Genomic DNA, 26903 nt, shown 5'->3' with positions numbered 1-26903 from the left:
GACGAGGATATAAAAAAGCGCTGCCCAAAGGGCAGCGCCAGACAACCAATAATTACGAAGATGGATCAGTGACGCTTTATATCCGCATCCTGGCGAAGACTGGAAGTCAGGCCATCAATGGCCGTTTGTACTTCAAGGCTGCGCAATCCGGAATGAATTCGATTGCTGTCATCATTGTCCTCGGCTTGGCCCACCTGCTGTAGCGCCACAATCACCTGTCGCCCATTATCGCTGAAATGCGTATAGGTCGTGCCACCCTGCTCGGGTCTGGGCATCGCAAATACAGCATCGATAATGTCGGGATCGACATCACTACCGGAGCGACGGGTTACGCTGTCGATCTGCTGCCAGTTCAATTGCGTCTTCTGACCATTGCGCAGCTGCTGCACCAGCTCCTGTGCGTGCTCGGCCAATTGCTGCTGACGCTCATGCTGTTCAACAGCCTGACGAACACGGTCACGTACCTGATCAAATGGTAGCGTCGTTGCTTCACGGTGATCTGCAACCCTCAGTACCATGCGCTGCTCATCACCCAGCTCAAGAACTTCGCTATTGTAACCGTTGTGCAGTACATCATCGCTGAAAGCCGCCTTCATTACGCCCGGCTGGGAGAACAGCGGATCTTCAGTGTTCTGTGAGAGCCAGTCGCTATGCTTTAGCTCAAGTCCCATTGACTGCGCAACGCTGGCCAGATCCTCAGCGGAAAAGCTCTTGTCCTTGAGCTGCTGTACACGATCATCGAAATCTGATCCCACCACGTTCTCTTGCGCCTGCTGTACAAGCTGATCACGGATTTCCTCGAATGGCGGAATATCCACGCCGGTAACACGAATCAGATGCAGAGCGTTATCGAGCACAATTGGTTGGGAGGTCTGCCCAACATCAAGACCATTGACAGTCTGATCAAATTTCTGACCAAAAATGCCTTCGGTTACGACACCAAGGTCGCCCCCCTGACGGGCAGAGGTCGGATCATCAGAGTACTGCCTGGCAAGCGCTGCAAAGCTTTCATCATTGGCCAGTTTTGAACGAATCATCTCCATCCGCTTGTGTGCTTCAGCTTCACTACGCTGCTGGCCAAAGCTGACGACGATGTCCGAGACATGCCGAGGTGCCTGTGCACGTCGTTGCTCATAGAGCTGATGCAACTTCTGATCGTCTACGTCGACTTCTTGCGCCATCTGTTGTCGGTCAAGAATCACATAATTGAGCTTGACCTGTTCGGGGCGCTGATAATCAGCCTGATGAGACTGGTACCACTGTTTCAATTGCGCCTCGGAAACCGAGGGGATAGTAATCGAGTTTTCATCCAGAGCTGCATAACGGAAAGTACGCGTCTGATGAATCAGCGTAGCCATGCGCTGCTGTTCTGCAGGCAAAACAAAACTGCCTGTCGCCAGCCCCTGCTGTAACTGGCGAATCAGCATGTCATCCTGCAACTGACGCCGAAAGGACTGGGGCGTATATCCTGCGCTGGCCAGACGACGCTGGTAAATATCACTGGAAAAGTGCCCCTGCTCGTTCTGGAATTCACTGCGTCCCACTATCAGTTGATCCATCTGCTGCTTCGCGAAGGTCATATCTCCTTCATGCGCGTACTGCCTGAGCAGGGTCCGGGTAATCATCTGATCCAGAATATCCGAGCGAGCTTCGCGTTGCTGGTCGGGTGGCACCTGACCACTACGCACGGCACGCTGCAGCTGGGTCTGCAACTGCCCTTCGCTGATGCTTTCGCCATTCACGGTAGCAGCGTCATTGCTGTTACTGGTGAAGGCACCCACGATCGACTCGACACCGAAAAATGCGAAGGTCAGCGCGATCAACCCCACGATCACCTTTACCGTCCAGCCATGAGCGCGATCTCGAATCTTTTGCAGCATGCAGGCCCCTGCCTTTTCAACGTGACTTGCCGTGGCGTTGCATTATACCCATCACAGCGGCCAAGACGACCCGTTGCCGAAATGAAGTTCCACCACAATGAATTCAGACAAACAAAAAGCGCACCGCGAAAACGATGCGCTTTATCTATGGGCCCAGCCGATCAGATGACCGCTGATGTCCCATTAACGGTGTCTTAGTTGACAGCGTCCTTGAGCGCCTTGCCTGCCTTGAAGCTGGGCACCTTTGCCGCGTCAATCTGAATGGACTGCCCAGTCTGCGGATTACGACCGGTACGGGCGGCACGTTCCTTGACCGAAAAGGTACCGAAGCCCACCAGCGCCACGGAGTCACCCTTGCGGAGACTGTCAGTGACGGAGTCGATCATCGCATCAAGGGCACGCGAAGCTGCGGCCTTGGGAATATCCGCAGACGCGGCGATGGCTTCGATCAGCTCGGATTTATTCACTTTTCACCCCTTGGCTGTAACAAAAAATGCCTGATTCGATTTCTGGAAACCGGGAAGCAATACGCAATCAGACTACCGGCCTTTTATAGCAATGGGCCGTATTTAGCGTCAAGTTACTTTTGGCGCCAGCGCCCGTCATGCCTGAGGTCAGAGCCTGGCATGACGAGCAATTTGGCTCAATGCGTACTAGCAACTGTTCGCGATTGTGACAAGTCTTCCTTTCGACCTTCCTCGATATCCACATCCTGTTTCTCCAGCAGTACCGTCTCCAGTACTTCATCTATCCAGCGAACAGGGCGGACATCAAGCGCATCCTTGATCGAGTCAGGCACTTCCTTGAGATCGCGTCGATTCTCCTCCGGAATCAGGACGGTTTTTATACCACCGCGTCGTGCCGCCAGCAATTTTTCCTTGAGTCCACCAATCGGCATGACCTCACCACGCAGGTTGATCTCACCCGTCATGGCCACATCACACCGAATGGGACGGCCTGTATAAGCGGAAACCATGGCGGTCACCATCGCGACACCAGCACTGGGACCATCCTTGGGTGTCGCGCCCTCGGGAACGTGGATATGAATATCCTCTTTCTCGAAACGCTCCGGATCGATGCCCAGTTGAATGGCTCGAGAGCGTACCACCGTGTGGGAAGCACTCACGGATTCCTTCATGACATCACCCAGTGAGCCGGTTTTGTGAATACGGCCCTTGCCAGGTGTCACCACCGATTCGATATTGAGGATTTCCCCCCCGACGGAAGTCCAGGCCAGTCCGGTAACACGACCAACCTGATGCTCTCGCTCAGCGAGGCCATAATTGTAGCGACGGACCCCAGCATACTGTTCAATATCTTCGCCACTCAGTGTCTGGCTTGCCTGAGCGCCGCTGTACTGTTCATTCTCGATGCGTTCACGCAGCACCTTGCGCGCAACCTTGGCGATCTGGCGCTCAAGCTCACGGACACCGGCCTCGCGTGTATAGTAACGAATCAGCTCCAGCAGTGCATCGTCACTGAAGGTCAGCTCATCCTGTTTCAGACCATTGGCCTTGAGCTGCTTGGGTGCCAGGTAGCGACGTGCGATTCCGAGTTTCTCATCTTCGGTGTATCCCGGAATTCTAATGATCTCCATCCGGTCCATCAGTGGTTCCGGAATATTCATCGAATTGGCAGTACAGATGAACATGACATCGGACAGATCATAATCCAGCTCGAGATAATGATCGCTGAACTTGTCGTTCTGCTCCGGATCGAGCACTTCAAGAAGTGCCGAAGAGGGATCACCCCGATGATCCATGCCAACCTTGTCGACCTCGTCAAGCAGGAACAGGGGATTGCGAACCCCGGTCTTGCTCATCCGCTGCAAAAGCTTGCCGGGCATGGAACCGATGTAGGTACGCCGATGACCGCGAATTTCGGACTCATCCCGCACCCCACCCAGTGCCAGCCGGGTATATTTGCGATTGGTCGCTCGAGCTATCGACTGTCCCAGAGAGGTTTTGCCGACGCCAGGCGGCCCCACCAGGCACAGGACGGGTCCCTTGAGCTTTCTTACCCGTTTTTGTACAGCGAGATATTCGAGGATCCGCTTTTTGACTTCTTCGAGCCCATAATGATCTTCATCAAGCACTCGATCGGCGTAGCTGATGTCATGGCGCACGCGGGTACGCTTTTTCCACGGCATCGCCAGCACCCAATCAAGATAGGAGCGCACGACAGTCGCTTCTGCCGAGGTAGGCGCCATCATTTTGAGCTTGTTCAGTTCCTGACGCGCCTTATCCTCGGCTTCCTGAGGCATACCGGAATCAGCAATCTTCTGCTCATACTGTTCTGCCTCATTCGGAGCATTTTCAAGCTCACCCATTTCCTTCTGGATAGCTTTCATCTGCTCATTGAGATAGTACTCGCGCTGGGACTTCTCCATCTGCTCCTTGACGCGCGAGCGAATGCGCTTTTCTACCTGAAGCAGATCGATTTCGGACTCGATCAGTTCCATTAATCGCTCAATGCGATCGCGCACACGATCCATTTCCAAAAGCGACTGCTTGTCAGCAATATCAAGCGACAGATGAGCACTGATGGTATCCACCAGCCGACTCGGATCCTCTATGCCCTGCAATGAATTCAGTACCTCATTGGGTACCTTTTTGGAGAGCTTGACATATTGCTCAAACTGATTAAGCAATACGCGTACCAGAGAATCCTGTTCACGTTCGGAAAGCGGCTGACTATCTCGGGGAGAGACCGTGGCAAGCGGATAGCCGGTCTCATTAGAAGACTCGATTCGATTGATGTCGGCTCGCGAACTGCCTTCAATCAGCACCTTGACGGTACCATCAGGCAGTTTGAGCAGCTGCATGATTTCCGCAATCGTACCGATCTCGAAGAGATCTTCTGATTCAGGCTCGTCCTGGCCGGCCTCACGCTGAGCCACCAGCAACACACGCTTATCGGCTTCCATCGCCGCTTCCAGCGCATGAATGGATTTTTCTCGGCCCACAAACAGTGGAATCACCATCTGCGGATAAACCACCACATCCCGCAGCGGCAGCAGCGGAATGGTCAATGTTTCGGGGGAGTCCTGCGCCATCGCAACTAATCCTCGGCAATTCAGTGGGTGAGCCACATGCGATGCGGCACGGATACCCAATGGATGAGGGTGGGGACCCCGTATTACAACCGGACACGAAGACAACGGGTGACAGTAACATCACCCGTTGTAGACGGTTATTGGATCAACAGGGATTAACCGTCCTTGCCGGCGACCCTCTTGCTCTCTTCCTGATTGGAGTAGATCAGCAGAGGCTCACTGTCACCGGCAACCACCGATTCGTCGATCACAACCTTGGAGACGTTCTCGGTTGAAGGGATCTCATACATGGTATTGAGCAGAATGGCTTCCAGAATCGAACGCAAGCCACGAGCCCCGGCACGACGCACTATGGCCTTGTTGGCAACTGCCCGCAGTGCATCTTCTCTGAAGTCCAGTTCAACGCCTTCCATGTCGAAAAGACGCTTGTACTGACGAATCAGGGAGTTTTTGGGCTCGGTCAGAATCTGGATCAGCGCATCTTCATCAAGTTCATTCAGGGTAGCCACTACCGGCAACCGACCAACAAACTCGGGGATAAGACCAAACTTGACCAGGTCTTCGGTTTCAACACCTGCCAGCACATCCCCTACACCCTTGTCGGTCTCCTTGCTTTTGACCGTGGCATTGAACCCGATGCCCCCACGCTCGGCACGATCACGGATCACCTTTTCAAGACCGGCAAAGGCCCCACCAACGATAAACAGCATATTGGTGGTATCCACCTGCAGAAATTCCTGCTGTGGATGTTTACGGCCTCCCTGGGGCGGCACTGAAGCAGTAGTGCCTTCAATCAGCTTGAGCAGCGCCTGCTGAACACCCTCTCCGGATACATCCCGGGTGATCGAGGGGTTTTCCGATTTGCGCGCGATCTTGTCGATCTCGTCTATATAGACGATACCCCGCTGAGCCTTCTCAACATCGTAATCGCACTTCTGAAGCAGTTTCTGAATGATGTTTTCAACATCTTCACCCACATAACCGGCTTCAGTCAGCGTGGTTGCATCTGCAATGGTAAAGGGCACGTTGAGCAATCGAGCCATGGTCTCGGCAAGCAATGTCTTGCCGCTACCGGTTGGACCGATCAGCAGGATATTACTTTTGCCAAGTTCAACATTCTCGTCCTTGTCCTTCTTCTCATCGGCACGCAGGCGCTTGTAATGATTATAAACGGCTACCGAGAGCACCATCTTGGCGCGATCCTGACCGATTACATAATCATCAAGGGTATTGCGAATCTCGTGAGGCGTGGGCAGACGCTCCTCGCCGCCACTGGTATCCGCCTCCAGCACCTCTTCGCGAATGATGTCATTGCACAGATCGACACACTCATCGCAGATGTAGACGGACGGACCCGCAATCAGCTTGCGCACCTCATTCTGGTTCTTGCCGCAGAACGAGCAATACAGCAGCTTGCCGTTTTCGTCCTTGCCTTTGCCGTCAGCCATTCGCGTACCTCTTGGTAACAGCGGCCGGTGCTACCGACCGCCGGTCATTGCTATAGACAAAATTTACGCTATCAAGTTGTCGGGCGCTTATCCAGCACATCATCGATCAACCCATACTCAACCGCCTGACTGCCACTCATGAAATTATCACGGTCCGTGTCCCGAGCGATCTTCTCGTAATCCTGTCCGGTATGATGAGCCAGTATCTCATTGAGACGCTTGCGAATATTGAGAATTTCACGAGTATGAATCTCGATATCGCTGGCCTGGCCCTGATATCCCCCCAGAGGCTGATGGATCATCATGCGCGAATGGGGCAGGCAGAAACGCTTGCCACTCGCGCCTCCGGCCAGCAGCAATGCGCCCATGCTGGCGGCCTGACCGATGCAGACCGTGGAAACATTGGGACGAATAAACTGCATGGTGTCATAAATCGACATACCGGCCGTAACCGAGCCACCAGGCGAATTGATATAGAGATGAATGTCCTTGTCCGGATTTTCCGACTCCAGAAAGAGAAGCTGCGCAACAATCAGGTTGGCCGTGTAATCCTCCACCGGACCGACCAGAAAGACCACACGCTCCTTGAGCAGGCGTGAATAGATGTCGTAGGCACGTTCGCCACGAGCATTCTGCTCCACGACCATCGGCACCAGTCCACCGGCGTTGGTGATATCGAACTCGTCTTGCATGAAGGCCTACCTCGTCCAGTGATTAGAAACCCGGCGTTAAGCCGGGTTCATTGTGTCTCGGAGTCAGGGGCGAAGCAGCACAGCTTCAGGCGTTTTCAGCGCCACCTTCCTCTTCGCCACCCGGCTGCTGCTGAGCGGCCTGCAGTGCTTCCTGATAAGACATTGGCACTTCGGTCACCTGCGCCTGGGACAACAGGATATCCACGGCCTTGTTCTCAAGCACAGCAGACTTGATCTGATTTTTCAGCTGTTCATTGCCCATATAGTGATCAACGACCTGAGAAGGCTGCTCATACTGCCCGGCCTGCTCTTCGATATAAGCACGAATTTCGTCGTCACTGGCATCCAGCTCATGCTGGCTGACCACTTCAGCAAGCAGCAGGCCAACCACTACCCTGCTGCGGGCCTGCTCGGCAAACAACTCATCAGGCAGCTGAGAAACATCGAAATCTTCTCCCAGACCGAACTGTTGCGCTGCCTGTTTCTTGAGCCCCTCGGTCTCTTGCTGAATCAACCCCTGGGGTACAGTAACTTCATTGCCACTCTTCAGCGCTTCGATGACCTGCTGCTTGACGCTATTTTCGATCGCATTGTCCAGCTCGCGCTGCATGTTCCGCTGAACCTCAGTGCGGAACTTTTCCAGATCACCATCCTCAACACCGAACTGGCTGGTAAAATCGGCATCCAGCTCCGGCAGCTGCTGAGCTTCTACCTTGTGGATACGTGTTTTAAAGGTGGCTTCCTTCCCGGCCAGATGCTCGGCCTGGTAATCCTCGGGGAAAGAGACAACCACATCGGGTGTATCACCGGCACTGGCGCCCTTGAGCTGATCCTCGAAGCCCGGAATGAAGCTGTTGGATCCCAGTACCAGCTGATGCCCTTCGGCCTTGCCGCCCTCGAAAGCCTCGCCATCGATAAATCCTTCGAAATCAAGCGTTACCTGATCGCCATCTTCCGCCGGACGCTGCACCTCTTCGTACTGCGCATTCTGTTTGCGCAGTGTCTCGATCATTTCATCGATGTCTTCACTGGTAATTTCGGCCTGAGGGCGCTCAACTTCAGCCCCATTGAGCTCCTTGAGCTCGATTTCGGGATAAACTTCGATGGTGGCGACAAATTCCAGATCACGCCCTGCCTCATTGACAGTCGGTTCAATGGAAGGATAGCCAGCCGGATTCAGGGAGTGCTCGGTAATGGCCCGGACGTAGTTCTGACGCATCAGCTCGTCGACGACTTCATTACGCACTTCCTGACCGAAGCGCTGCCGCACGACGCTCATGGGAACCTTGCCCGGCCGAAATCCGTTCAGACGCACTCGGCTGGCGGTGTCCCGGAGTCGATCGTTGACAGTTTGATCGACTTCCTCGGCCGGGACCTGTACGGAAACACGGCGTTCAATCGGCGAAGTCGTCTCGACGGAAACTTGCATGAATGATCCTCTACCCACAGGCGGTGGTATGCGTCAATGAAAAACGTAAAGGCAAAGATTTTAAGAAGCGCAGGCAGCCCTGGCAAGCGCGTAAAGCTTTAATATGGCGTGAAGGGTTCGATTTCAAGGGCTGAAAGAGGCAGGATCGGCAATAGAACGTGTCTATTCATCCAGATACCATGAACATCTGAAGCCGCCCCTTCCCGGCACGGCTAAAAAACGAACAAAAAAACAGGGAAGCCCCTTAAAGGCTTCCCTGCTGAAAGACAGCCTAAGCTGTCGAATATGGGGTGGATGATGGGGATCGAACCCACGACCACCGGAGCCACAATCCGGGGCTCTACCACTGAGCTACATCCACCATAACAGTAATGTTACCGGATACTTGTTGCAGACATCCTGAACTGGTACGCCCAGCAGGACTTGAACCTGCAACCTACGGCTTAGAAGGCCGTTGCTCTATCCGGTTGAGCTATGGGCGCATTCTACTTGCCGGTCCACATTACGTCAACACGCCTTTTTAAAAAATCTTTTAAAAACAGCATGTTGGTCGGGGTAGAGGGATTTGAACCCCCGACATCCTGCTCCCAAAGCAGGCGCGCTACCAGACTGCGCTATACCCCGGAACGTCGGCCGCTGATCGACAGATGTTCAATGCGAGGCGCATTCTACCGAAATGGCTTTCAGGGTCAAGTCCGAAGAAGCAAATAGCGGCATTGACTGCCTTCCGGGGCGTGAGACAATTGCGCGCCCTGAAACCGCTTTTCCCGTAACAGCGCAAGGAACAAGGCTGATGACCGCTCAAATGATCGACGGCAAGGCAGTTGCCTCCCGGGTACGCGAACGTGTTGCACAGGAGGTTACCGGCCGCATGGAGCATGGGCTGCGTCCACCGGGACTCGCGGTCGTTCTGGTAGGTACCGATCCTGCCTCACAGGTTTATGTTCGTAACAAGCATCGTGCCTGTGAACAGGCAGGCATTCGCAGTGTCCAGCACGAGCTGTCGGCCGACACCAGCCAACAGGTGCTCGAAAAACTGATTGATGAGCTCAATGCAGATGCGAGCATCGACGGCATTCTTTTACAGCTGCCCTTGCCTCAACATCTCGATGCTCGGCCCATACTGGAACGTATTCACCCTGACAAGGATGTTGATGGGTTTCACCCTTATAATCTGGGTCGCCTTGCACAACGACTACCCACTTTGAGGCCCTGCACACCGAAAGGCATCATTACCCTGCTTGAAGAGTCGAACCTGTCTGTCAGGGGGCTGGATGCCACGATCGTGGGCGCCTCCAATATCGTGGGCCGTCCAATGGCGCTCGAACTGCTGTTGGCCGGTTGTACAACCACCATCTGTCATCGCTTTACCCGCAACCTCGAGCAGCACGTTCGAAACGCGGAACTGCTGATTGTGGCAGTAGGAAAACCCGGCCTGGTACGTGGTGAATGGGTTCGCGATGGAGCGATTGTCATCGATGTCGGCATCACCCGTAATGATGAAGGCAAACTGATTGGTGATGTAGAATTCGAATCTGCTGCAGCGCGGGCCAGCCATATCACGCCTGTGCCTGGTGGCGTAGGGCCAATGACGGTGGCCTCGTTGCTTGAGAACACTCTGTTTGCCGCCGAACAACATGATCCCCGCCCCTGACAGGGTCTGCCGATAGCCATAACAAAAAGCCCCGCCGATTGGCGGGGCTTTATTACCTGCGCACCTTCACTGTTGCTTCCGCGCTGGAAACAATCATCAATGCTCGATCCGCCAGCGCGTTCCCTCCCGGGAATCCTTGAGCACAATGCCCTGCCCGGCCAGTTCATCACGGATACGATCCGCTTCAACGAAGTCTTTTGCGTGGCGGGCAGCATTGCGAGCCTCGATCAACGCTTCTATTTCGGATTCCGGCAGCGGTAAATCCTCTCCTTTTCCAGCGCTCAGGAATTCGGCCGGTTCCCGTTCAAGCAGTCCCAGTATTGCACCCAGTCGATGCAGTTCGAAGGCCAGCGCACCGGCTTCGACATCCTTATCTTCACGACGAGCACGATTGAGTTCACGCACCAGGTCGAAAAGTACCGCCAGCGCTTCCGGTGTATTGAAATCGTCGGCCATCGCCGCATGAAAACGCTCATTCCAGCGCTGATCGACTTCACCCGCCACCGGCGTGATGTTCTCAAGCGCATGATAGAAACGCTCAAGCGAGCGTCGAGCCTCATTCAGGGTGTCAGGGGCGTAGTTGATCGGGCTGCGATAATGACTGGCTACCAGTAGATAACGCACTACTTCCGGATCGTGGCTTTCCAGTACGTCACGAATGGTAAAGAAGTTGCCCAGCGATTTGGACATCTTCTCTTCATTGACCCGCAACGCCCCGGCATGCATCCAGGTATTGACATAATGCTGACCGGTGGCTGCCTCGCTCTGGGCAATTTCGTTCTCATGGTGCGGAAAGGTCAGATCGGGGCCGCCACCATGAATATCGAAGGTATCACCCAGACAGCAGGTCGACATGGCCGAGCATTCAATATGCCAGCCGGGCCGCCCGTCCCCCCAGGGGGACGGCCAGCAAGGCTCTCCAGGACGGGCCGACTTCCACAATACGAAGTCGAGCGGATCTTCCTTGGCAGTTTCAACTTCTATTCGGGCTCCGGCACGCATCTCATCAGGATTGCGATTGTTGAGCCTGCCATATTGCTCAAAACGGCGGACTCGATAGTAGACATCGCCATTATCAGCCCGATAGGCGTAGCCTTTATCCACCAGAGATCGGATCATGTCGATAATGTCATCGACATGCCGGGTTGCACGCGGCTCGCTATCCGGAGGCAGGATACCCAGTGCCCGTTCGTCCTCATGCATGGCCTCGATCATGCGCTCGGTCAGAGCATCGATTGACTCATCGTTCTGACGTGCCCGTTCAAGAATCTTGTCATCGATATCAGTGATATTGCGCACATAGGTAACGGTATAACCATGCGCACGCAGATAACGAACAATAACATCAAAGGCCACGAGCACTCTGGCGTGGCCCAGATGACAATAGTCGTAAACCGTCATGCCACAGACATACATGCGCACATGGCCCGGCTCGATTGGCCGGAAGGCCTCCTTGCGCCGAGTCAGCGTATTGTAGATCTGCAGTGTGCTCATGAATCCTGCCTTTTCTGTGCCCTGGCCCAGCCATCCTTGAGGCTGACAGTACGGTTGAATACGGGATGTTCAGGCCGAGTATCATGACGGTCGGCACAGAAATACCCGACTCGCTCGAACTGATAACGACTTTCCGGTGCAACATCGGCCAGAGCCGGCTCACCCCAGGCCTGTATAACTTCCAGCGAGCTCTCGTTGAGATGCTCAAGGAAGTCACCATCCCGATCACGATCAGGCTGCTCTACCTGAAAAAGGTTATCGTAATTGCGCACTTCAACCGGAATGGCATGCGCTGCACTGACCCAGTGAATCACTCCTTTCACCTTACGTCCTTCAGGATTTTTGCCCAGCGTTTCGAAATCGACACTGCAACGCAGTTCACTGACCTCACCCTGGGCATCATGAATCACTTCATCACAGCGGATGACATAAGCATTGCGAAGGCGCACTTCACGCTCCGGCGCCAGCCGGAAATATTTCTTCGGCGGCTCTTCCATGAAGTCGTCTGCATCGATCCAGATTTCCCGACTCAGCGGTAACCGACGCGTACCCATATCGCTGCGTGCCGGATGCCCGGCTACCTCGAAATGCTCCTCGTGATCTTCAGGCACATTGGTCAGTACGACCTTAAGCGGCTTGAGCACACACATCGCCCGTGGTGCATTATCTTCCAGATCACTGCGGATAGCGTGATAGAGCATCTGAATATCTACCAGGCTATCGGCACGCGTTACTCCGATCATGTCGCAGAAGTGGCGAATCGAGGCCGGGGTATATCCTCGCCGACGCATGCCGGCAATGGTGGGCATGCGAGGGTCGTCCCACCCATCCACGATGCCGCGATCGACCAGCATTCTGAGCTTGCGTTTCGACGTTACCGTATAGCTGAGGTTAAGACGTGCGAACTCGTACTGTCGGGGTCTGGCGGGCACCGGCAGATGCTCCAGAAACCAGTCATAAAGAGGACGGTGATCTTCGAACTCAAGCGTACAGATCGAATGGGTCACTCCTTCGATGGCATCGGACTGGCCATGCGCGAAATCATAGGAAGGATAGATCTTCCACTGTTCACCACTCTGGTGATGGCTGGCATGACGTATGCGATAGATGACCGGATCACGAAGATTGATATTGGGCGAAGCCATGTCGATCTTCGCACGCAAGACCTTTTCACCTTCACCAAACTCGCCATTTCGCATCTGCTCAAACAGCACCAGATTCTCTTCCGGTGACCGATCACGCCATGGGCTGGGTCGTCCCGGCTCGGTCAGAGTGCCACGGTATTCACGAATTTCGTCGGCCCCCAGATCATCCACGTAAGCATCGCCGTTGCGGATCAGATGACAGGCCCACTCATGAAGCTGAGTGAAATAGTCCGAAGCAAAACGTACCTCTCCGGCCCATTCGAAACCCAACCAGGTCACATCTTCCCGGATGGAATCGATATAAATCTGTTCTTCCCTTACAGGGTTGGTGTCATCAAAACGAAGGTTGCAGTAGCCACCAAACTGTTCGGCAATGCCGAAATTCAGACAGATCGACTTGGCATGACCGATATGCAGAAAGCCATTGGGTTCGGGGGGGAATCGTGTCACCACAGTTTGGTTGCGCCCGGCCTCGAGATCCTCGCGGACCTGGGTACGGATAAAATTCGGTGCGCTGGTGCTCTCGTCACTCATGGGGCGTAACTGGCCTCCTGGCGGCTCTTGAAGGGCAGGCCGGGCTGGTTGTTTCGCCCGATCGATCAAAACCGTTATTATAACGTGGCCATTGCCGGGCTTCACCAGGCAGTCGAAACGTCGCAGATACAGGACATCGGCTGAGCAATGAATCAAGATACAGCGCGGCGCCACCCTCTCATCGCCTCAGTTGGGAATCCTGCATGATCGTGTTCAATACCAGTGCCGGGGATATTACCGTCGAGCTCTTCCATGAGCAGGCCCCGGAGACCACCGCCAATTTCGAACGCTACGTGCGTGACGGTCATTTTGATAACACTCTGTTTCATCGCGTGATCGATGGTTTCATGGTTCAGGGAGGCGGTTTTACCACTGACTTCGAACAGAAACCGACCCGGGCACCGATCCGTAACGAAGCCACCAATGGGCTGAAAAATACTCGCGGCCGCCTGGCCATGGCGCGAACCAATGACCCCCATTCTGCCACGGCACAGTTCTTCATCAATGTGGCCGACAACAGCTTCCTGGATCACAGTGCACCAACACCACAGGGTTGGGGATATTGTGTCTTCGGAGAAGTCAGGGAGGGCATGGATGTCGTTGATAATATACGCAAGGTAGCAACGACTCGTCGCGGCATGCATGCCGATGTTCCAAGCGAGGATATCATCGTTCATCGTGCCTGGATTGCCGATAGCTGAGCCAGTTCCCATGATCGGCGTCCGAAAGGACGTCGATGCGATGATTGACCGGAGACTCCATGACCACACTCTTCATTGCTGATCTGCACCTGCATTCCGGCGCTCCCGGAATCGCCGAAGGCTTCATTAACTATCTTCGCCATCGCGCCTCGGGAGCGGATGCTCTCTATATTCTGGGAGATCTCTTTGAAGGCTGGATCGGAGATGATGGGAGCGGCCCTTTTGAAGAGCGCATCATTGAAGCGCTGCGAGAGTGCAGTGATGGCGGCACCAATCTGTATTTCATGCACGGCAACCGTGACTTCCTGATCGGTGAGGACTTCTCACGTCGAACAGGTGCCCTCCTGCTCGACGAGCATGAGACGATTGAACTTGAAGACGGTAGACCGGCCCTGCTGATGCATGGTGACAGCCTTTGCACCATGGACAGGGAATACATGCAGTTTCGTGCCATGACCAGGGACCCTGAATGGCAACAACGCACTCTGGCCATGCCGCTTGAGCAACGTCAGGCCCTGGCCGGCCAGCTTCGTGAACACTCACAAAGTGCCAATCAGGACAAGCAGGACGATATCATGGATGTCACGCCTCAGGCCGTCATCGATGTCATGGCTGAATGGAACGTGGATACCCTGATCCACGGGCATACTCACCGACCGGCCGAACATGACCTGACGCTTCCTGACGGCACTCCGGCACGTCGACATGTACTGGGCGACTGGGATGAGTCCAATGGCTGGCAATTGCGTCTTGAGGGAAATCAGCTGACCCTGGAACGTTTCAGTCTTCAAGGGTCATGATTTGAGCCGCCACGCCTCCAGCAACACTTATCCATCAAGTGCCAGCCGCCAACGTTCGGAGACTGCCCGATCTCTTGGTCCAAGCGCCTTCAGTCGCTCGCTTAGAATCGATCCCCATCGCTTTTTTCCTTCAAGCCGGATGCGCCACTCCAGCGTCATCAGTTCGCAGTGCAGCGATCCATGCCGACGTGCAGACTTCATGGCCTGATCAAGCAGCCACGTGGTCTGCTCGAGAGGCCCCTGCTGCTGTTGATTCATCCTCGCCGAGAGCAATAGCAGCTCGGTGAGATAAAGCAGGTCATTCTCCCGGGCCGCTTTCAGATGGCGTTCCAGATAATTCGCCGCCCGCCGGCCTTCACCCAGCATCAGACAACCTTCGATATACCAGATGATGGGATGATCGGGCACTTCATGGCCGACCTGCACTGAAATCCCACGCATTGCCGATTCCAGTAAATCCACACTGCTCTGCTCACCGTGCAGAATACGGCACCATTCAAGAATGCAACAGGCATGCTGTCGCCATAGCACGGTTTCATCCTGGTCTGTCAGCATCATGACTTCATTGGCCCGCGCCCGCGCTTCGTCGGCCATACCCAGATGACGATACAGCACGGCGGCTCGGATCAGAATCAGCGCACGGGTTCGGGGATGCCCCAGAGACTCTGCCAAACGTACCGCGGACTCGATCCAGAGCATGGCCTGCTGATAATCGCCCAGCATGCAGCAGGTCATGGCACGGTAGGCGCATGCACAGGCCCGTGGGTGCTCACTCCAGGGCAGTTCATCAGGAATCGATAGCTGATGCAGCAGATCCAGTGATTTGAAACGACGACTGGCCTGATGCAGCCGTCCCCCCCAATAGTCGAGATAACCCTGAGCATATTCAGTCAGATATCGATATTGCGGATGATCGAGTTGAGCTGACAGATTCTGCAAATGGGCGAGCATGTTATGTCCGCTTTTCAGGCGTAATCTGGCACTGAAGATCATCCATAATCCCCAGCAGATCATGAATCCCTGCTCCGGATCTTCCATATCTGCCAGGGTACCTGCTATCTCGATGCGTCGGCGCGCTTCGACCAGGCTATGCTCGGCAATACTTGACACATGTCCCTCAAGCGCAAACCCGATTCTGGCGCGCAACATCAACAGTGTCAGACGATGCTCCGGAATGGCTCTATCTGTCAGGCATTCCAACCCCCGCTCGGTCATGCGTAGCGCCATGCCGAAGGCGGCTCGCGCCAGCGCTTCACGCGCGGCCAGCATATAGTAGCGAACCGCCCGCTGGCAGGCGCCACTATGCTGCAAATGAAGCGCAAAATAGCCCGGATGCCGACTCAGCCAGGCAGGCTGATGCTGCTCAAGATACCCGACCAGATGACGATGCGTTTCTCGTCGTGTTTCAGCGGGGCAATTGAAATAAGCGACTTCCTGCAACAGTTGATGCGTAAAGCGATAGTCAAACTCCCTGTCAGCAGGACAAGCCATGATGATTTCAAGACGCTGCATGCGTTCAATGCCTTCGCGCAGAAACACGGGATCGGCGGGTTTCAGGCAGTCTCGCAGGATATCGAGGCGAAACTGTACTCCCAGCACTGCTGCGATATGAGCAACCCGTCGATAGGCATCAAGCTGATCGATCCGCCCCGACAACAAGCCATGTAATCCTCCAGGCAGTTCCTCCAGTTGCTGCGGACGCCCGGCATCACGATCATAGGCCAACCATCGGCAAAGCTCGCAAAGATAAAGCGGAACGCCTCCGCTGCGTTCAATCAGACGCCGTGACGATTCCGCATCCAGGTTGAGACCAAACACCTGGGTCAGACGCAACAGAATCGCCTGGCTCTGGGCTTCATCCAGCGGCTGCAGGGTGAGCTGACGATCCCAGCCCAACCGCATTGCCAGCGGATCATGTGTATTCTGACTTGCTACCAGCATAACCCGGGCATTGATTGGCAAGCGTGTCTGCACCCGGCTTAACACCTGTTTTGATGCCTCATCCAGCCATTGGAGATCATCAATCATCATGATCAGGGTACGTTGTGGGGCGATGGTGAGCAGGGCCAATACGAGACGGCTCATCAGCTCCAGCGCTTCACTGCTGTAATCACAGGATTCATGTGGATCCGGCATGAGCATGATGCGCAACCGTGCTCGCCGCCCTTCGTCCCACCAGCCGGTGAGATGCTCATTCATCCAGCGATCAAGCCCCCCTGCTTCAAGCGTATCGTTCAAACGCCAGCGGAGTAGTGACGTAATCAGGGAATAAGGTTCCTGAAGGGAGAGCCGTGTTGTCGCCAACCAGAAAAGTTCGACATGATGACTGCGTTCGATCTGTCTGAAGTCCACCATGAGCGCACTCTTGCCCATGCCGGTCTCACCGCGAATCAGTACATTCTGCCGTACACCAAGCTCGACTCGCGCAAGCGCCTCATGAAGTTCATGACGCTCACGATCCCGGCAGTACAATTCCAGAAAAGGTGTATCGATACTTGTCGTTTCGGAGAGCTTCAGTGCATGAAGCTTGACCTCGTCATCCAGTGCCACGGTACGCACCTGAAGCCGCGGCAGGAGATCGATTGCCGGCGGCATGTGCTGACTGGCCAGCCGGGAAAGCACCAGTTCTCCTTGCTGCGCGGCATACAACAATTCAATAGCCGGCTGGGTAACCTGTCCCAGTGGATCGATCAACCGACGTTCTGGCATATATACCACGCGCCCGCTATGCAGCCCGGCCGACAGATCGAAAATCGGTAGTGGTACGTTATCCGCCGGCCAGTACTCTCTCACCCTGGCCCTCAGATCGCGTCGACAGTGCTCGTAAAGGGCTACCAGTTCCATCAGTTGATGAGCAGCACCATGGGTGCCGAAACATGCCATGCCGATACCTGCAGTGTTGCCGCGAATCCAGTAACCACCAAGAGCACGGCAACGTTGTTCGAGCCATCCCATCATATTGCGCAGCAGCAGCAGTACATCTCGCTCCCAGCGGGGACTGACAACCTCTGCATCCCTTAGCGCCAGACGTATCGCCAATACCGATACCTGACGGTGATCCAACTCTGTTTCATGGGGGATATCACCCGCTTCGGGAGGCGCGTTATCGAGTAGGCGTGAGTCAATCGAAGAGACTTCACCCTGATCGGCTCGATGCAGAGTCACGCCAGGATTCGTCAGCGTCGCAGGTGGTTGGCGGCCCAACAATGACAGCCGCTGCAGATGGGTATCGTAATATCCTTGTGCTGTTGACTCACGTCCCTGCGCCATCAGCTGGCGAATCAGTGGCTGATAGAAAGGCGTATGATCACCAAAGCGCTCAACCAGTTGTCCGAGCTGATCGAGTGATAACTCCTGCTGACTTTCCAATACACGTTCGGCAAAGGTCAGTACCCGCTGACGCCAGTACTGTTGCTGGTGCAATAGCCAGGCATGGAATTCGGCACACTGCCTCAACCGAAGTCCCTCTGCCAGCTCTCCACGATAGAGCCTGAGCACCTCGGTCAAGCGCGCAATGGTAGGAGGATGATCAAGCAGTGACTCGAGTGCTGCCGTATCAATCCACCAGCAATCGGGGATATCCAACCGAATACTTTTGCGCCCACCGTGTAACCGGCTGTCAAACTCGGTACCCAGCGTCTGACGAAGGCTATGCAGGGCATGGCGTAAATTATTTCGGGCACTGGCGGGCTGTTGTCCGGGCCATAACAGCTCTGCCAGCTCGACTCGATTGATCGGCGTAGGCTGCAGCAGCAGATAAAGCAGCAACCCACGCACCTTGTCATAACGAAACTGCGCTGATTCTCCGGCTTTCTCTACCTCGGTCGCCGTACCCAACAGCATAAAACGCAGCGAGCCCGAAGAAGCGGATATCGTCATGTCACTCTCTCTGCCAATCGGCCACCGCCTGTCAGGCATGCACAGGCACACCACTGTGGAAACGGAATTCACGATCTTCCGATTCGATCAACTCACGCTCGCGTTCCGCAAAAAAGGCAATTCGATCGTCGACCGGGGCAGCCGCATACTGTTCAGCGAGTGTCAGATAGTCTTCGAAGTGCCGCCCTTCCGATTTGACCAGAGTGCGATAGAAACGCGCCAGCTCGTCATCCAGCCAGGGAATCAGCGCAGCGAAACGTTCACAAGAGCGTGCCTCGATATAAGCGCCAATAATGAGCAGATCAATCAACCGCCCGGGTTCATCACGGCGCATATGCTGGCGCAGCCCTTCGGCATATCGAGACGCGCCGATATGTTCATAGCGCACTCCGCGCTGACGCATCAATGTCACTACCTGCTCGAAATGCAGCAACTCTTCCCGGGCCAGCTGGGACATCTTGGTCAGAAGATCGGCATGGTCCACATAACGAAACATCAGGTTCATGGCCGTGGAGGCTGCCTTCTTCTCACACTGCGCATGATCAATCAGTAATACCCGCTCCTGTTCAAGCGCTTCGCGGACCCAGCTATCGGGAGTCCGGCACGGTAGAAAATCCAGCAGACTTGCGGGCAGGGGTACTTCTTCACTCATCGGCTCGTCCTGTCTATGGCACCACAGCCTGGACATCACAGTCCGGGCATCATTGATCAGGGCCATTCTAACCGTCGCCCCTGTTACCGACGACCTCTGCAACGTCGACAATGCATACATCGGCTCATTGCAATGTCACAAAGCTCTTGCTTCACAAACGAAAGAGCACCCTTCTATACTTTACGTGCAGAGGAAAACAGTGTTAAAAAATGGTTTTGAAACGCTGTTCACACAAACGCAATGTTTCTCATGGCAGGACGCCGGTCTTGTAGAATCATGGCAAGGAGATCATCAATGAAACGTATTGCGCTCGCTACCGCCCCGCTGCTGGCCACATCATTGCTGCTGGCCCCGATGGCCAACGCAGCAGACGGCACCTCCAGTGGTCTGTACTCCGGTGTCGGTGCCGGTAATACCATTTCTCATGACTGGGACCCGCAGGAATTCGGTGGCCACAGCAGTGCCGCCGGCGATCGGGTCGACGATAACAACGATGCGGCTCAGAACGCCTTCATCGGCTACAAGTACAATGACTGGTTCTCTACCGAGATCGGTTATACCGACTTTGGCAAGATCGGCTTCACCGGCAATGGTCAGGATGGTGGTTACAAGACCAAGGCCTATAGCCTCAGTGCCATCGGCGAAATGCCCATCTGGAATGGTCTGAGCGGTTATGCCCGGGTTGGTGCTGCCTATTGGAAGGCCAATGGCCGCGGCAACTTTGCTGATGGCAGTGATGTCTCCAATGAATATGGTACCGATCCGATCTACGGCGTTGGTCTGAAGTATCAATTCAGTGATTCTGTGCCGCTCTTCGGTCGCCTCGAATATACTCGTTACGATTTCGACAGCGACTTCAAACTCGATACCACCATGGCTTCGGTAGGTGTCCAGTTCTAAGCAGTTAGCTGCACCATAGCGGAGCATCTCCAACGCTCCGTCAGGCAGCCAGGGGGCGTGAAGGCATCTTCACGCCCCTTTGTTTTCTGCCGACAGGAAGATTATTCAAACAATATTCTCAGCCTGACATCTCCCGTCGAATTCATCTCCTGCATCACTAACAGAATGACTCACGCAATCACCCAACAAATTTACCGCAACTTCCGGCTCAGTAATTATCAGCGATACTGCCCTCAGCAGTCTCTCCGACTATCCACCGGCTGCGGCACACAGGGACCTGTACCGTTTTCATATCCCTGATCGTTGACCCGAGGCGGCGTTACTCTAAGATCGGTATCCTTGCCAATCATGACAGGCTCCTGCCCCACACATCCTCCCAGTACCAGTAACAGACATCCCGTGATCCACCATGCTTTCATGTCTTTGCTCCCCTTGTTCTGTCCTTTCGCCTTCAATACGAACGCATGGCAAGGAACCTTGCCCGCCACAATCAATCCCATGAGTCACCAGGTCATCACCAGTGGAGCCCAAAATCCGTGTCGGACGCTGTAACCTCACAACACCATCGTCGCTTTCTCACTCGCGCCTGGGCTCTGGCACGCCCTTATTGGCAGTCCGAAGAGAAATGGAGTGCTCGCGGGCTACTGGCCCTGATCGTTGCCCTGGCACTGGGAAGTGTCTATCTCAATGTCCTGATCAACAGTTGGTACAGTACCTTCTATAACACCCTTCAGTCCCGTGATGTCAGTAATTTCTGGCATTTGATCGGGCAATTTTCCTTTTATGCCGGACTCTATATCGCCTCGGCCGTTGCCCAGTATTACCTGACCAGCCTGCTACAGATTCGCTGGCGCCGATGGCTGACGCACGCCTATTTTGATCGCTGGCTCCAGGGCAAGGCCTACTATCATCTTGAGCAGGGCGAGCAACGCACCGATAACCCCGACCAGCGCATTTCGGAGGATATCGACCGCTTCACCGATGCCAGTCTGAATCTCTCCATTGGGCTATTGAGTTCGGTCGTCACCCTGATCAGCTTTATCACCATCCTCTGGTCAATCTCGGGTGCCCTGAATCTGACACTGGCGGAATATGATATTCACATTCCTGGTTATATGGTGTGGGCCGCCATCCTGTATGCCGGGATCGGCAGCTGGCTGACTCACCGAGTGGGGCGCCGTCTGATCAGACTCAACTTCAACCAACAACGTGTCGAAGCCGACATGCGCTTTGATATGGCACGACTCCGGGAAAATTCCGAATCGATTGCGCTTTATGGCGGTGAAGAAAGCGAGAAACAGCACCTCCGCGGACGCTTTACTCATATCTGGGCCAATTTCCGACGTATCATGACCACCCAGAAACGGCTGATCGGTTTCACCTCGACCTACAACCAGCTGGCTGTCATTTTCCCATTGGTCGTTGCCGCCCCACGCTATTTCAGTGGTGCCATTTCTCTCGGTACCCTGATGCAGATCAGCAATGCTTTCGGACAGGTTCAGAGCTCATTGAGCTGGTTTGTTGACAACTACGCCCGGCTTGCCAGTTGGCGCTCCGTGGTTGACCGTCTTACCGCCTTCAATCAACGCATGGACGAACTACTGCCGGTTGCCAATGCTCAGGGACATCATTTGATCGAGGAGGAGCGGGATTCCATACAACTGGCCAATGTCCGACTCAGGCTTCCTGATGGGCAGCCACTGATCACTATCGATGAGCTGGAGCTTGATCAGCAGCACTCGGTATTGATTCAGGCCCCCTCGGGTAGTGGGAAAAGTGTACTGATTCGAGCTCTGGCAGGGATCTGGCCATGGTGGCAAGGCACCATGCATCGGCCAAAAGATATGCTTTTTCTACCTCAGACACCTTATCTGCCCATAGCCACGCTACGTGAAGCACTACTCTACCCATATCACCGGGACGATGAATTTGCCAAAAGGCTCGATGAAGCAAGGTTGCATGAAGTACTGACGCTCTGTCGTCTGGAAAAATTCGATCAACAGCTTGACGAGAATCGTCACTGGTCCCGGGTCATGTCACCCGGTGAACAGCAGCGACTGGCGATGGCCCGGGCCCTGCTCCATCGACCGCGTTGGCTGGTGCTTGATGAAGCCACGTCAGCTCTCGATCTGGTTACCGAACGCCACCTCTATGCCACCCTGACGCGAGAGCTGCCCCATACGACCCTGATCAGTGTGGCGCATCGCGACTCACTGAGCGACTGGCATCAACAACGGTTATCCTTCATTCATGTAAAGGGCGAGCATCGATATCAGCAAATCGAGATGAGTCCGATCGAAGTCGAATAACGCCATTCTCCAGACCCGCTCAAATCCGAGCGGGCTGTACTTTGCCGGATATTGGCGCTTGACCGTACAATAACCCTTAATACATTCCAGTCGACAACGATTCACCAGCCATCACCTCTTTATCAACTCGGGGAATTTGCGGATCCATGCGCGCCAGTCAATTACTGCTTTCAACCCTCAAGGAAACCCCGGCCGATGCCGAGATCATCAGTCACCAGCTGATGTTGCGCTCTGGCATGATTCGGCGCCTTTCTTCCGGACTCTATACATGGTTGCCACTGGGACTGCGCACCCTGCACAAGGTCGAACAGGTAGTCCGCGAAGAGATGGACCGGGCCGGTGCCCAGGAAGTGCTGATGCCTTCCATTCAGCCAGCTGAACTATGGCAGGAATCCGGCCGCTGGGACCAGTATGGCAATCTGCTGCTTCGCATCCGCGATCGCCACGAGCGTGACTTCTGTTACGGCCCCACGCACGAGGAAGTCATTACCGATCTGGTACGTAACGAACTCCGCTCCTACCGCCAGTTGCCTTCGAACTTCTATCAGATCCAGACCAAGTTTCGAGATGAAACACGGCCTCGCTTCGGTGTTATGCGTGCGCGGGAATTCATCATGAAGGATGCTTACTCCTTCGATATCGACGAAGCAGGTCTCAAGCGCTCCTATCAGGCGATGTATGACGCCTATACGCGTATCTTTACCCGGCTGGGGCTCGATTTTCGTGCCGTCCAGGCCGATAACGGCGATATCGGCGGTTCCGGTTCTCATGAATTCCAGGTATTGGCCGACTCCGGGGAAGATGCCGTGATTTTCTCTACCGGCTCGGATTACGCTGCCAATATCGAAAAGGCGGAAGCCCTCCCGCGCGAGCAGGAACGTCCGGCTCCGACCCAGGCATTGCGTCGAGTGGACACGCCCGATGTACGTACCATTGCAGCACTGGTAGAGGGTTTTGACCTGCCGATAGAGAAAACCATCAAGACGCTAATGGTTCACGGCAGTGAAGGCGGTCTGGTGGCATTGCTGGTGCGAGGCGATCATAACCTGAACGAGGTGAAGGCTGAACATCTGCCGGAAGTGGCAACTCCTCTGACCATGGCCGATGAGTCCGAAATCCGCGCCGCAGTAGGCGCCGGCCCCGGCTCCCTGGGACCTGTCGGGCTTGATATGCCAATCGTGATCGATCGCAGTGTCGCCATGATGAGCGACTTTGGCGCTGGCGCGAATATCGACGGTCAACACTGGTTCGGGATCAACTGGGAGCGTGATCTGCCAATACCGAAAGTAGCCGATATCCGCAATGTCGTGGAAGGCGATCCCTCTCCGGATGGTCAGGGAACACTCGCCGTGGCTCGCGGCATTGAAGTCGGTCATGTCTTTCAGCTCGGCACCAAATACTCGGAGGCGATGAATGCCACCGTGCTGGATGAAAACGGGCGCGCGGTACCACTGCTGATGGGCTGCTACGGCATTGGCGTAACCCGGGTCGTGGCTGCTGCCATCGAGCAACATCATGACGAACGCGGCATTACCTGGCCTGCCCCTCTGGCGCCCTACCAGATCGCCCTGGTCCCCATGAACGCCCACAAGTCGGAAGCGGTGCGAAACGAGGCCGAGCGTCTCTACGAGACACTGACCGAAGCGGGTTTTGAAGTGCTGCTGGATGACCGGGATGAGCGCCCGGGAGTAAAATTCGCCGATCTCGAACTGATCGGGATTCCGCACCGAATCGTGATTGGTGATCGGGGTCTGAATAACGATGAACTTGAATACAAGGGACGCCAGGACGATGACGTTACCATGGTCCCGCGCAAGGGTGTGGTGGAAATGCTACGCGCGAAGCTGGGTCTCTGATCATTCAGCAGCAGTGGGGTTGACTGCCGCGCTGCTGCTACCCGGACAAGGTATGGCTGCCGCCCATCCGCCCGCCGAAATTCCCGAGGCACTGCTCAGGACACTCGAACACGCCATGGTCAGAGACCATGGCTTTCGTGATCATTATGCGGCCACGGTCTGGCTGATGGACATGCAACATCGGCTGGCCGATTTTCTGCCGGATTCACGACAGCGGCTGAAGTTACTCGAACAACTCGTCAACCAGGCCCATCAGAATCATCTCGACCCTCAGCTGGTACTTGCACTCATCGAAGTCGAAAGCCGCTTCAGGTCACAAGCAGTATCGCCGGCCGGGGCAGTCGGCCTTATGCAGGTCATGCCTTTCTGGAAACAGGAAATTGGTCGCCCTGAAGATGATCTGACCGACCCTGCGATCAATCTTCGCTATGGCTGTACCATCCTTGCCTGGTATCTAGACAACGAAGATCACGATATGACAAGAGCGCTGGCGCGTTATAACGGTAGCCTCGGCCGTACGGTTTATCCCGAACGCGTCATGCAGGCCTGGTCCCAACGCTGGTGGACAGGACGTTGAACAACACCAGAGTCATGATCGATTGGCGCGCTGTACCTGACCGATTCCAAACTGCATCTGGTGCTCGCGCTGTAGAATATCGAGCAGCACGATAACCCGCTCTTCCCCCTTGCGTTCAAGAAATGTGCCTTCCAGATCACGAAAAGGACCTTCCGTAATTTCAATACGATCCCCGGGCCGAAAATAGTGCTCGCGCCCTTCTTCATCCACGCTGTCAGCCTGCTGCCGCAGGGTCTCGATCAACTCGTCAGGTATCGGGATCGGTGTATTGCCAAAAGCCACCAGCTTCAGCACCCCTCGAGTGGAACGAATCGGACGCCAATTGTCGGAAATACGATCAAGACAAATAAACAGATACCAGGGGAACAGAGGTTCGCGAACCGTATGAAGACGTCCACGCTGACGACGTTCGATATCGATCACCGGATGAAACAGCTTGTACCCCTGACGTGTCAGATGTTCCGCAGCACGAAAGGATTCTCCACCCTTGCACTGGATAGCATACCAGCGAGGCTGCTCGATCTCGGGGGTGCTCAAGGGATTACCTCCTGATATGGCCTGACACCTGCAGCTCTGCGAGAATCAACGACCCTGCCGCCACCCATCCACCCAAGGATCGGACGACACAACTTGATTTCAACACGCTTATTGAAAGCCGTCGTAATCCGACATGGTATCACGTTCATGATGGGCCTGGCCTCCGGCCTTCCCCTGCTACTGACCGGCAGTGTCATGCAGGCGTGGATGACGGATGCCGGCGTCTCACTGGATGCCGTGGGACTACTGGCTCTGGTCGGCATACCCTATACCCTGAAGTTTCTCTGGGCACCGCTGCTTGACCGATTGCCACCACCGATCATGGGTCGGCGCCGAGGCTGGCTGACCATGATCCAGCTGGCTCTGGCACTGCTGATCATATCATTGAGCATGCTTGATCCCGGTCAGTTGCCGTTGGCGGTTGGCGTCATGGCACTACTGGTCAGTCTTTTCAGTGCCAGTCAGGACATTGTCATTGATGCCTATCGACGCGAGCACCTCCCCGAACGCGAGTTGGGACTGGGCTCCAGCTTCTATGTCTATGGTTATCGCATCGGTACACTGATTGCCTCCGGTGGCGGTCTGATGCTCGCAGACCAGGTCGGTTTTCAGACTACCTACCTGATCATGGGGCTGATTCTGGGTGGCTGCATTCTGATCACCCTGCTGGCGCCCGAACCTGAAGCCGTTGCTCCCGGTACGCCACTGCGCTGGCGCAATACCTTTCTCGACCCTATCAACAATTTCCTCAATCGCCCCGGCGCCTGGTGGATACTCCTGTTTATCCTGCTCTACAAGCTGGGTGATTCGGTAGCCACCAATCTCACTATCCCGTTTTACAAGGAAATCGGCTTCTCCAATACCGAAATCGGTACCACCGTCAAACTGTTCGGGGTCTGGATGATCATGGCAGGCACCATGCTGGGCGGCGCACTGATTCTCCGACTGGGCATCTATCGTTCACTGTGGTGGTTCGGCCTGCTACAGATGATCTCTACGGCGGGCTTTATCTGGCTCAACCACGTCGGCCACTCGCTGGCAGCACTGGCCACAGTCGTCAGCTTCGAAAACCTGGCCGCGGGCATGGGGACCGCCGCCTTCATTGCCTTCATGGCAGCTTTGACCGATGTGCGTTTCACAGCGGGTCAATACGCCCTGCTCTCGTCAATCATGGGCCTGCCCCGGGTGGTGATCGCCTCGCCCAGCGGAATACTCGCCAGCGCAGTGGGTTGGGATCTGTTCTTCCTCATCTGCACACTGGCCGCCCTGCCGGGGCTGGTCATGCTATGGCGTTTTCGTGAATGGCGCGATCAGCTTGAAGTCCGCAAGCAACAGCCGGTGGAAAGTATCGACTGATCGGC

20 protein-coding genes and 3 tRNA genes are annotated in these 26903 nt (G+C 55.1%); 8 read left to right on the top strand and 15 right to left on the bottom strand.

What is annotated here, in order from left to right; translation table 11 throughout:
• Positions 1–65: 65 nt before the first annotated feature.
• From FY550_RS07725 to FY550_RS07685, 9 genes are all read right to left on the bottom strand, one after another.
• Positions 66–1880, bottom strand: a complete 1815-nt coding sequence (locus FY550_RS07725; protein WP_149054456.1) for a SurA N-terminal domain-containing protein — start codon at positions 1878–1880, stop codon at positions 66–68.
• A gap of 194 nt (positions 1881–2074) precedes the next feature.
• The gene (hupB, locus tag FY550_RS07720) at positions 2075–2347 is read right to left on the bottom strand and encodes a nucleoid-associated protein HU-beta (protein WP_070977389.1); all 273 of its coding nucleotides are present in this window, start codon (positions 2345–2347) and stop codon (positions 2075–2077) included.
• A 176-nt stretch (positions 2348–2523) separates the two neighbouring features.
• Positions 2524–4935 carry an endopeptidase La gene (lon, locus tag FY550_RS07715; protein ID WP_070977388.1) on the bottom strand — a complete coding sequence of 804 codons (2412 nt, stop codon included), beginning with the start codon at positions 4933–4935 and terminating at the stop codon, positions 2524–2526.
• 155 nt (positions 4936–5090) lie between these two features.
• Positions 5091–6383 (bottom strand): ATP-dependent Clp protease ATP-binding subunit ClpX, encoded by a 1293-nt coding sequence (gene clpX / locus FY550_RS07710; protein WP_070977387.1) that lies wholly within the window; start codon positions 6381–6383, stop codon positions 5091–5093.
• Positions 6384–6454: 71 nt separating this feature from the next.
• Positions 6455–7075, bottom strand: a complete 621-nt coding sequence (gene clpP, locus FY550_RS07705) for an ATP-dependent Clp endopeptidase proteolytic subunit ClpP (protein ID WP_070977386.1) — start codon at positions 7073–7075, stop codon at positions 6455–6457.
• 85 nt (positions 7076–7160) lie between these two features.
• The gene (gene tig, locus FY550_RS07700) at positions 7161–8504 is read right to left on the bottom strand and encodes a trigger factor (protein WP_070977385.1); all 1344 of its coding nucleotides are present in this window, start codon (positions 8502–8504) and stop codon (positions 7161–7163) included.
• Between the two features lie 286 nt (positions 8505–8790).
• A tRNA-His gene (locus tag FY550_RS07695) sits at positions 8791–8865 on the bottom strand.
• Between the two features lie 44 nt (positions 8866–8909).
• Positions 8910–8986 (bottom strand) — tRNA-Arg (locus FY550_RS07690).
• A 65-nt stretch (positions 8987–9051) separates the two neighbouring features.
• Positions 9052–9128: transfer RNA gene (locus FY550_RS07685), tRNA-Pro, on the bottom strand.
• A gap of 169 nt (positions 9129–9297) precedes the next feature.
• Here FY550_RS07685 and folD point away from each other — a divergent pair.
• Complete coding sequence (folD, locus tag FY550_RS07680; RefSeq protein WP_070977384.1) at positions 9298–10158, top strand: bifunctional methylenetetrahydrofolate dehydrogenase/methenyltetrahydrofolate cyclohydrolase FolD; 861 nt, start codon at positions 9298–9300, stop codon at positions 10156–10158.
• A gap of 96 nt (positions 10159–10254) precedes the next feature.
• Here folD and cysS read toward each other — a convergent pair whose 3' ends face one another.
• Complete coding sequence (cysS, locus tag FY550_RS07675; RefSeq protein WP_199287885.1) at positions 10255–11643, bottom strand: cysteine--tRNA ligase; 1389 nt, start codon at positions 11641–11643, stop codon at positions 10255–10257.
• Positions 11644–11648: 5 nt separating this feature from the next.
• Positions 11649–13331, bottom strand: coding sequence for a glutamine--tRNA ligase/YqeY domain fusion protein (locus tag FY550_RS07670; protein WP_070977382.1), 1683 nt, complete (start codon positions 13329–13331; stop codon positions 11649–11651).
• 203 nt (positions 13332–13534) lie between these two features.
• Here FY550_RS07670 and FY550_RS07665 point away from each other — a divergent pair, with 203 nt between their 5' ends.
• Both FY550_RS07665 and FY550_RS07660 read left to right on the top strand, forming a co-directional pair.
• Positions 13535–14032, top strand: a complete 498-nt coding sequence (locus FY550_RS07665; protein ID WP_070977381.1) for a peptidylprolyl isomerase — start codon at positions 13535–13537, stop codon at positions 14030–14032.
• A 59-nt stretch (positions 14033–14091) separates the two neighbouring features.
• Positions 14092–14832, top strand: coding sequence for a UDP-2,3-diacylglucosamine diphosphatase (locus FY550_RS07660; protein WP_070977380.1), 741 nt, complete (start codon positions 14092–14094; stop codon positions 14830–14832).
• A gap of 27 nt (positions 14833–14859) precedes the next feature.
• Here the strand turns inward: FY550_RS07660 and FY550_RS07655 are convergent, their stop codons facing one another.
• Both FY550_RS07655 and miaE read right to left on the bottom strand, forming a co-directional pair.
• A complete protein-coding gene (locus tag FY550_RS07655) occupies positions 14860–18711 on the bottom strand; it encodes an AAA family ATPase (RefSeq protein ID WP_070977379.1) in 3852 nt (1283 codons plus the stop codon).
• Between the two features lie 31 nt (positions 18712–18742).
• The gene (gene miaE, locus FY550_RS07650; protein WP_084388052.1) at positions 18743–19363 is read right to left on the bottom strand and encodes a tRNA-(ms[2]io[6]A)-hydroxylase; all 621 of its coding nucleotides are present in this window, start codon (positions 19361–19363) and stop codon (positions 18743–18745) included.
• A 294-nt stretch (positions 19364–19657) separates the two neighbouring features.
• On the opposite strand from miaE, the gene FY550_RS07645 reads away from it, so the two are divergent.
• Complete coding sequence (locus FY550_RS07645) at positions 19658–20263, top strand: outer membrane beta-barrel protein (protein WP_070977378.1); 606 nt, start codon at positions 19658–19660, stop codon at positions 20261–20263.
• A gap of 233 nt (positions 20264–20496) precedes the next feature.
• Here FY550_RS07645 and FY550_RS07640 read toward each other — a convergent pair whose 3' ends face one another.
• The gene (locus FY550_RS07640; protein WP_139148642.1) at positions 20497–20682 is read right to left on the bottom strand and encodes a hypothetical protein; all 186 of its coding nucleotides are present in this window, start codon (positions 20680–20682) and stop codon (positions 20497–20499) included.
• Positions 20683–20799: 117 nt separating this feature from the next.
• Here FY550_RS07640 and FY550_RS07635 point away from each other — a divergent pair, with 117 nt between their 5' ends.
• The 3 genes from FY550_RS07635 (at position 20800) to FY550_RS07625 (ending at position 25005) form a co-directional block, all read left to right on the top strand.
• Complete coding sequence (locus FY550_RS07635; protein WP_070977377.1) at positions 20800–22572, top strand: ABC transporter ATP-binding protein/permease; 1773 nt, start codon at positions 20800–20802, stop codon at positions 22570–22572.
• A gap of 146 nt (positions 22573–22718) precedes the next feature.
• Positions 22719–24428, top strand: a complete 1710-nt coding sequence (locus tag FY550_RS07630) for a proline--tRNA ligase (RefSeq protein WP_070977376.1) — start codon at positions 22719–22721, stop codon at positions 24426–24428.
• 52 nt (positions 24429–24480) lie between these two features.
• On the top strand, positions 24481–25005 hold the full coding sequence (locus FY550_RS07625) for a lytic transglycosylase domain-containing protein (RefSeq protein ID WP_070977375.1): 525 nt from the start codon (positions 24481–24483) through the stop codon (positions 25003–25005).
• Positions 25006–25017: 12 nt separating this feature from the next.
• Here FY550_RS07625 and rfaH read toward each other — a convergent pair whose 3' ends face one another.
• Entirely contained in the window at positions 25018–25542 is a 525-nt protein-coding gene (rfaH, locus tag FY550_RS07620; protein WP_149054455.1) for a transcription/translation regulatory transformer protein RfaH, read from the bottom strand.
• A 147-nt stretch (positions 25543–25689) separates the two neighbouring features.
• Between rfaH and FY550_RS07615 the strand changes: the two genes are divergently transcribed.
• Positions 25690–26898, top strand: a complete 1209-nt coding sequence (locus FY550_RS07615; protein WP_070977881.1) for an AmpG family muropeptide MFS transporter — start codon at positions 25690–25692, stop codon at positions 26896–26898.
• The last annotated feature ends 5 nt before the right edge of the window (positions 26899–26903 follow it).

It is taken from the genome of Kushneria phosphatilytica (assembly GCF_008247605.1).
In the GTDB taxonomy this organism is placed as follows: domain Bacteria; phylum Pseudomonadota; class Gammaproteobacteria; order Pseudomonadales; family Halomonadaceae; genus Kushneria; species Kushneria phosphatilytica.
The sequence above is the reverse complement of the archived record's forward strand: the minus strand, read 5'-3'. Positions and strand labels throughout refer to the sequence as shown.

What these genes read in the sequence shown, in the direction of transcription:
- FY550_RS07725 (WP_149054456.1), bottom strand. Translation starts at nt 1,880, where the DNA reads ATGCTGCAAAAGATTCGAGATCGCGCTCATGGCTGGACGGTAAAGGTG.
- lon (WP_070977388.1), bottom strand. Translation starts at nt 4,935, where the DNA reads ATGGCGCAGGACTCCCCCGAAACATTGACCATTCCGCTGCTGCCGCTG.
- clpX (WP_070977387.1), bottom strand. Translation starts at nt 6,383, where the DNA reads ATGGCTGACGGCAAAGGCAAGGACGAAAACGGCAAGCTGCTGTATTGC.
- clpP (WP_070977386.1), bottom strand. Translation starts at nt 7,075, where the DNA reads ATGCAAGACGAGTTCGATATCACCAACGCCGGTGGACTGGTGCCGATG.
- tig (WP_070977385.1), bottom strand. Translation starts at nt 8,504, where the DNA reads ATGCAAGTTTCCGTCGAGACGACTTCGCCGATTGAACGCCGTGTTTCC.
- folD (WP_070977384.1), top strand. Translation starts at nt 9,298, where the DNA reads ATGACCGCTCAAATGATCGACGGCAAGGCAGTTGCCTCCCGGGTACGC.
- FY550_RS07670 (WP_070977382.1), bottom strand. Translation starts at nt 13,331, where the DNA reads ATGAGTGACGAGAGCACCAGCGCACCGAATTTTATCCGTACCCAGGTC.
- FY550_RS07665 (WP_070977381.1), top strand. Translation starts at nt 13,535, where the DNA reads ATGATCGTGTTCAATACCAGTGCCGGGGATATTACCGTCGAGCTCTTC.
- FY550_RS07660 (WP_070977380.1), top strand. Translation starts at nt 14,092, where the DNA reads ATGACCACACTCTTCATTGCTGATCTGCACCTGCATTCCGGCGCTCCC.
- FY550_RS07655 (WP_070977379.1), bottom strand. Translation starts at nt 18,711, where the DNA reads ATGACGATATCCGCTTCTTCGGGCTCGCTGCGTTTTATGCTGTTGGGT.
- miaE (WP_084388052.1), bottom strand. Translation starts at nt 19,363, where the DNA reads ATGAGTGAAGAAGTACCCCTGCCCGCAAGTCTGCTGGATTTTCTACCG.
- FY550_RS07645 (WP_070977378.1), top strand. Translation starts at nt 19,658, where the DNA reads ATGAAACGTATTGCGCTCGCTACCGCCCCGCTGCTGGCCACATCATTG.
- FY550_RS07640 (WP_139148642.1), bottom strand. Translation starts at nt 20,682, where the DNA reads ATGAAAGCATGGTGGATCACGGGATGTCTGTTACTGGTACTGGGAGGA.
- FY550_RS07630 (WP_070977376.1), top strand. Translation starts at nt 22,719, where the DNA reads ATGCGCGCCAGTCAATTACTGCTTTCAACCCTCAAGGAAACCCCGGCC.
- FY550_RS07625 (WP_070977375.1), top strand. Translation starts at nt 24,481, where the DNA reads ATGGCTGCCGCCCATCCGCCCGCCGAAATTCCCGAGGCACTGCTCAGG.
- FY550_RS07615 (WP_070977881.1), top strand. Translation starts at nt 25,690, where the DNA reads ATGATGGGCCTGGCCTCCGGCCTTCCCCTGCTACTGACCGGCAGTGTC.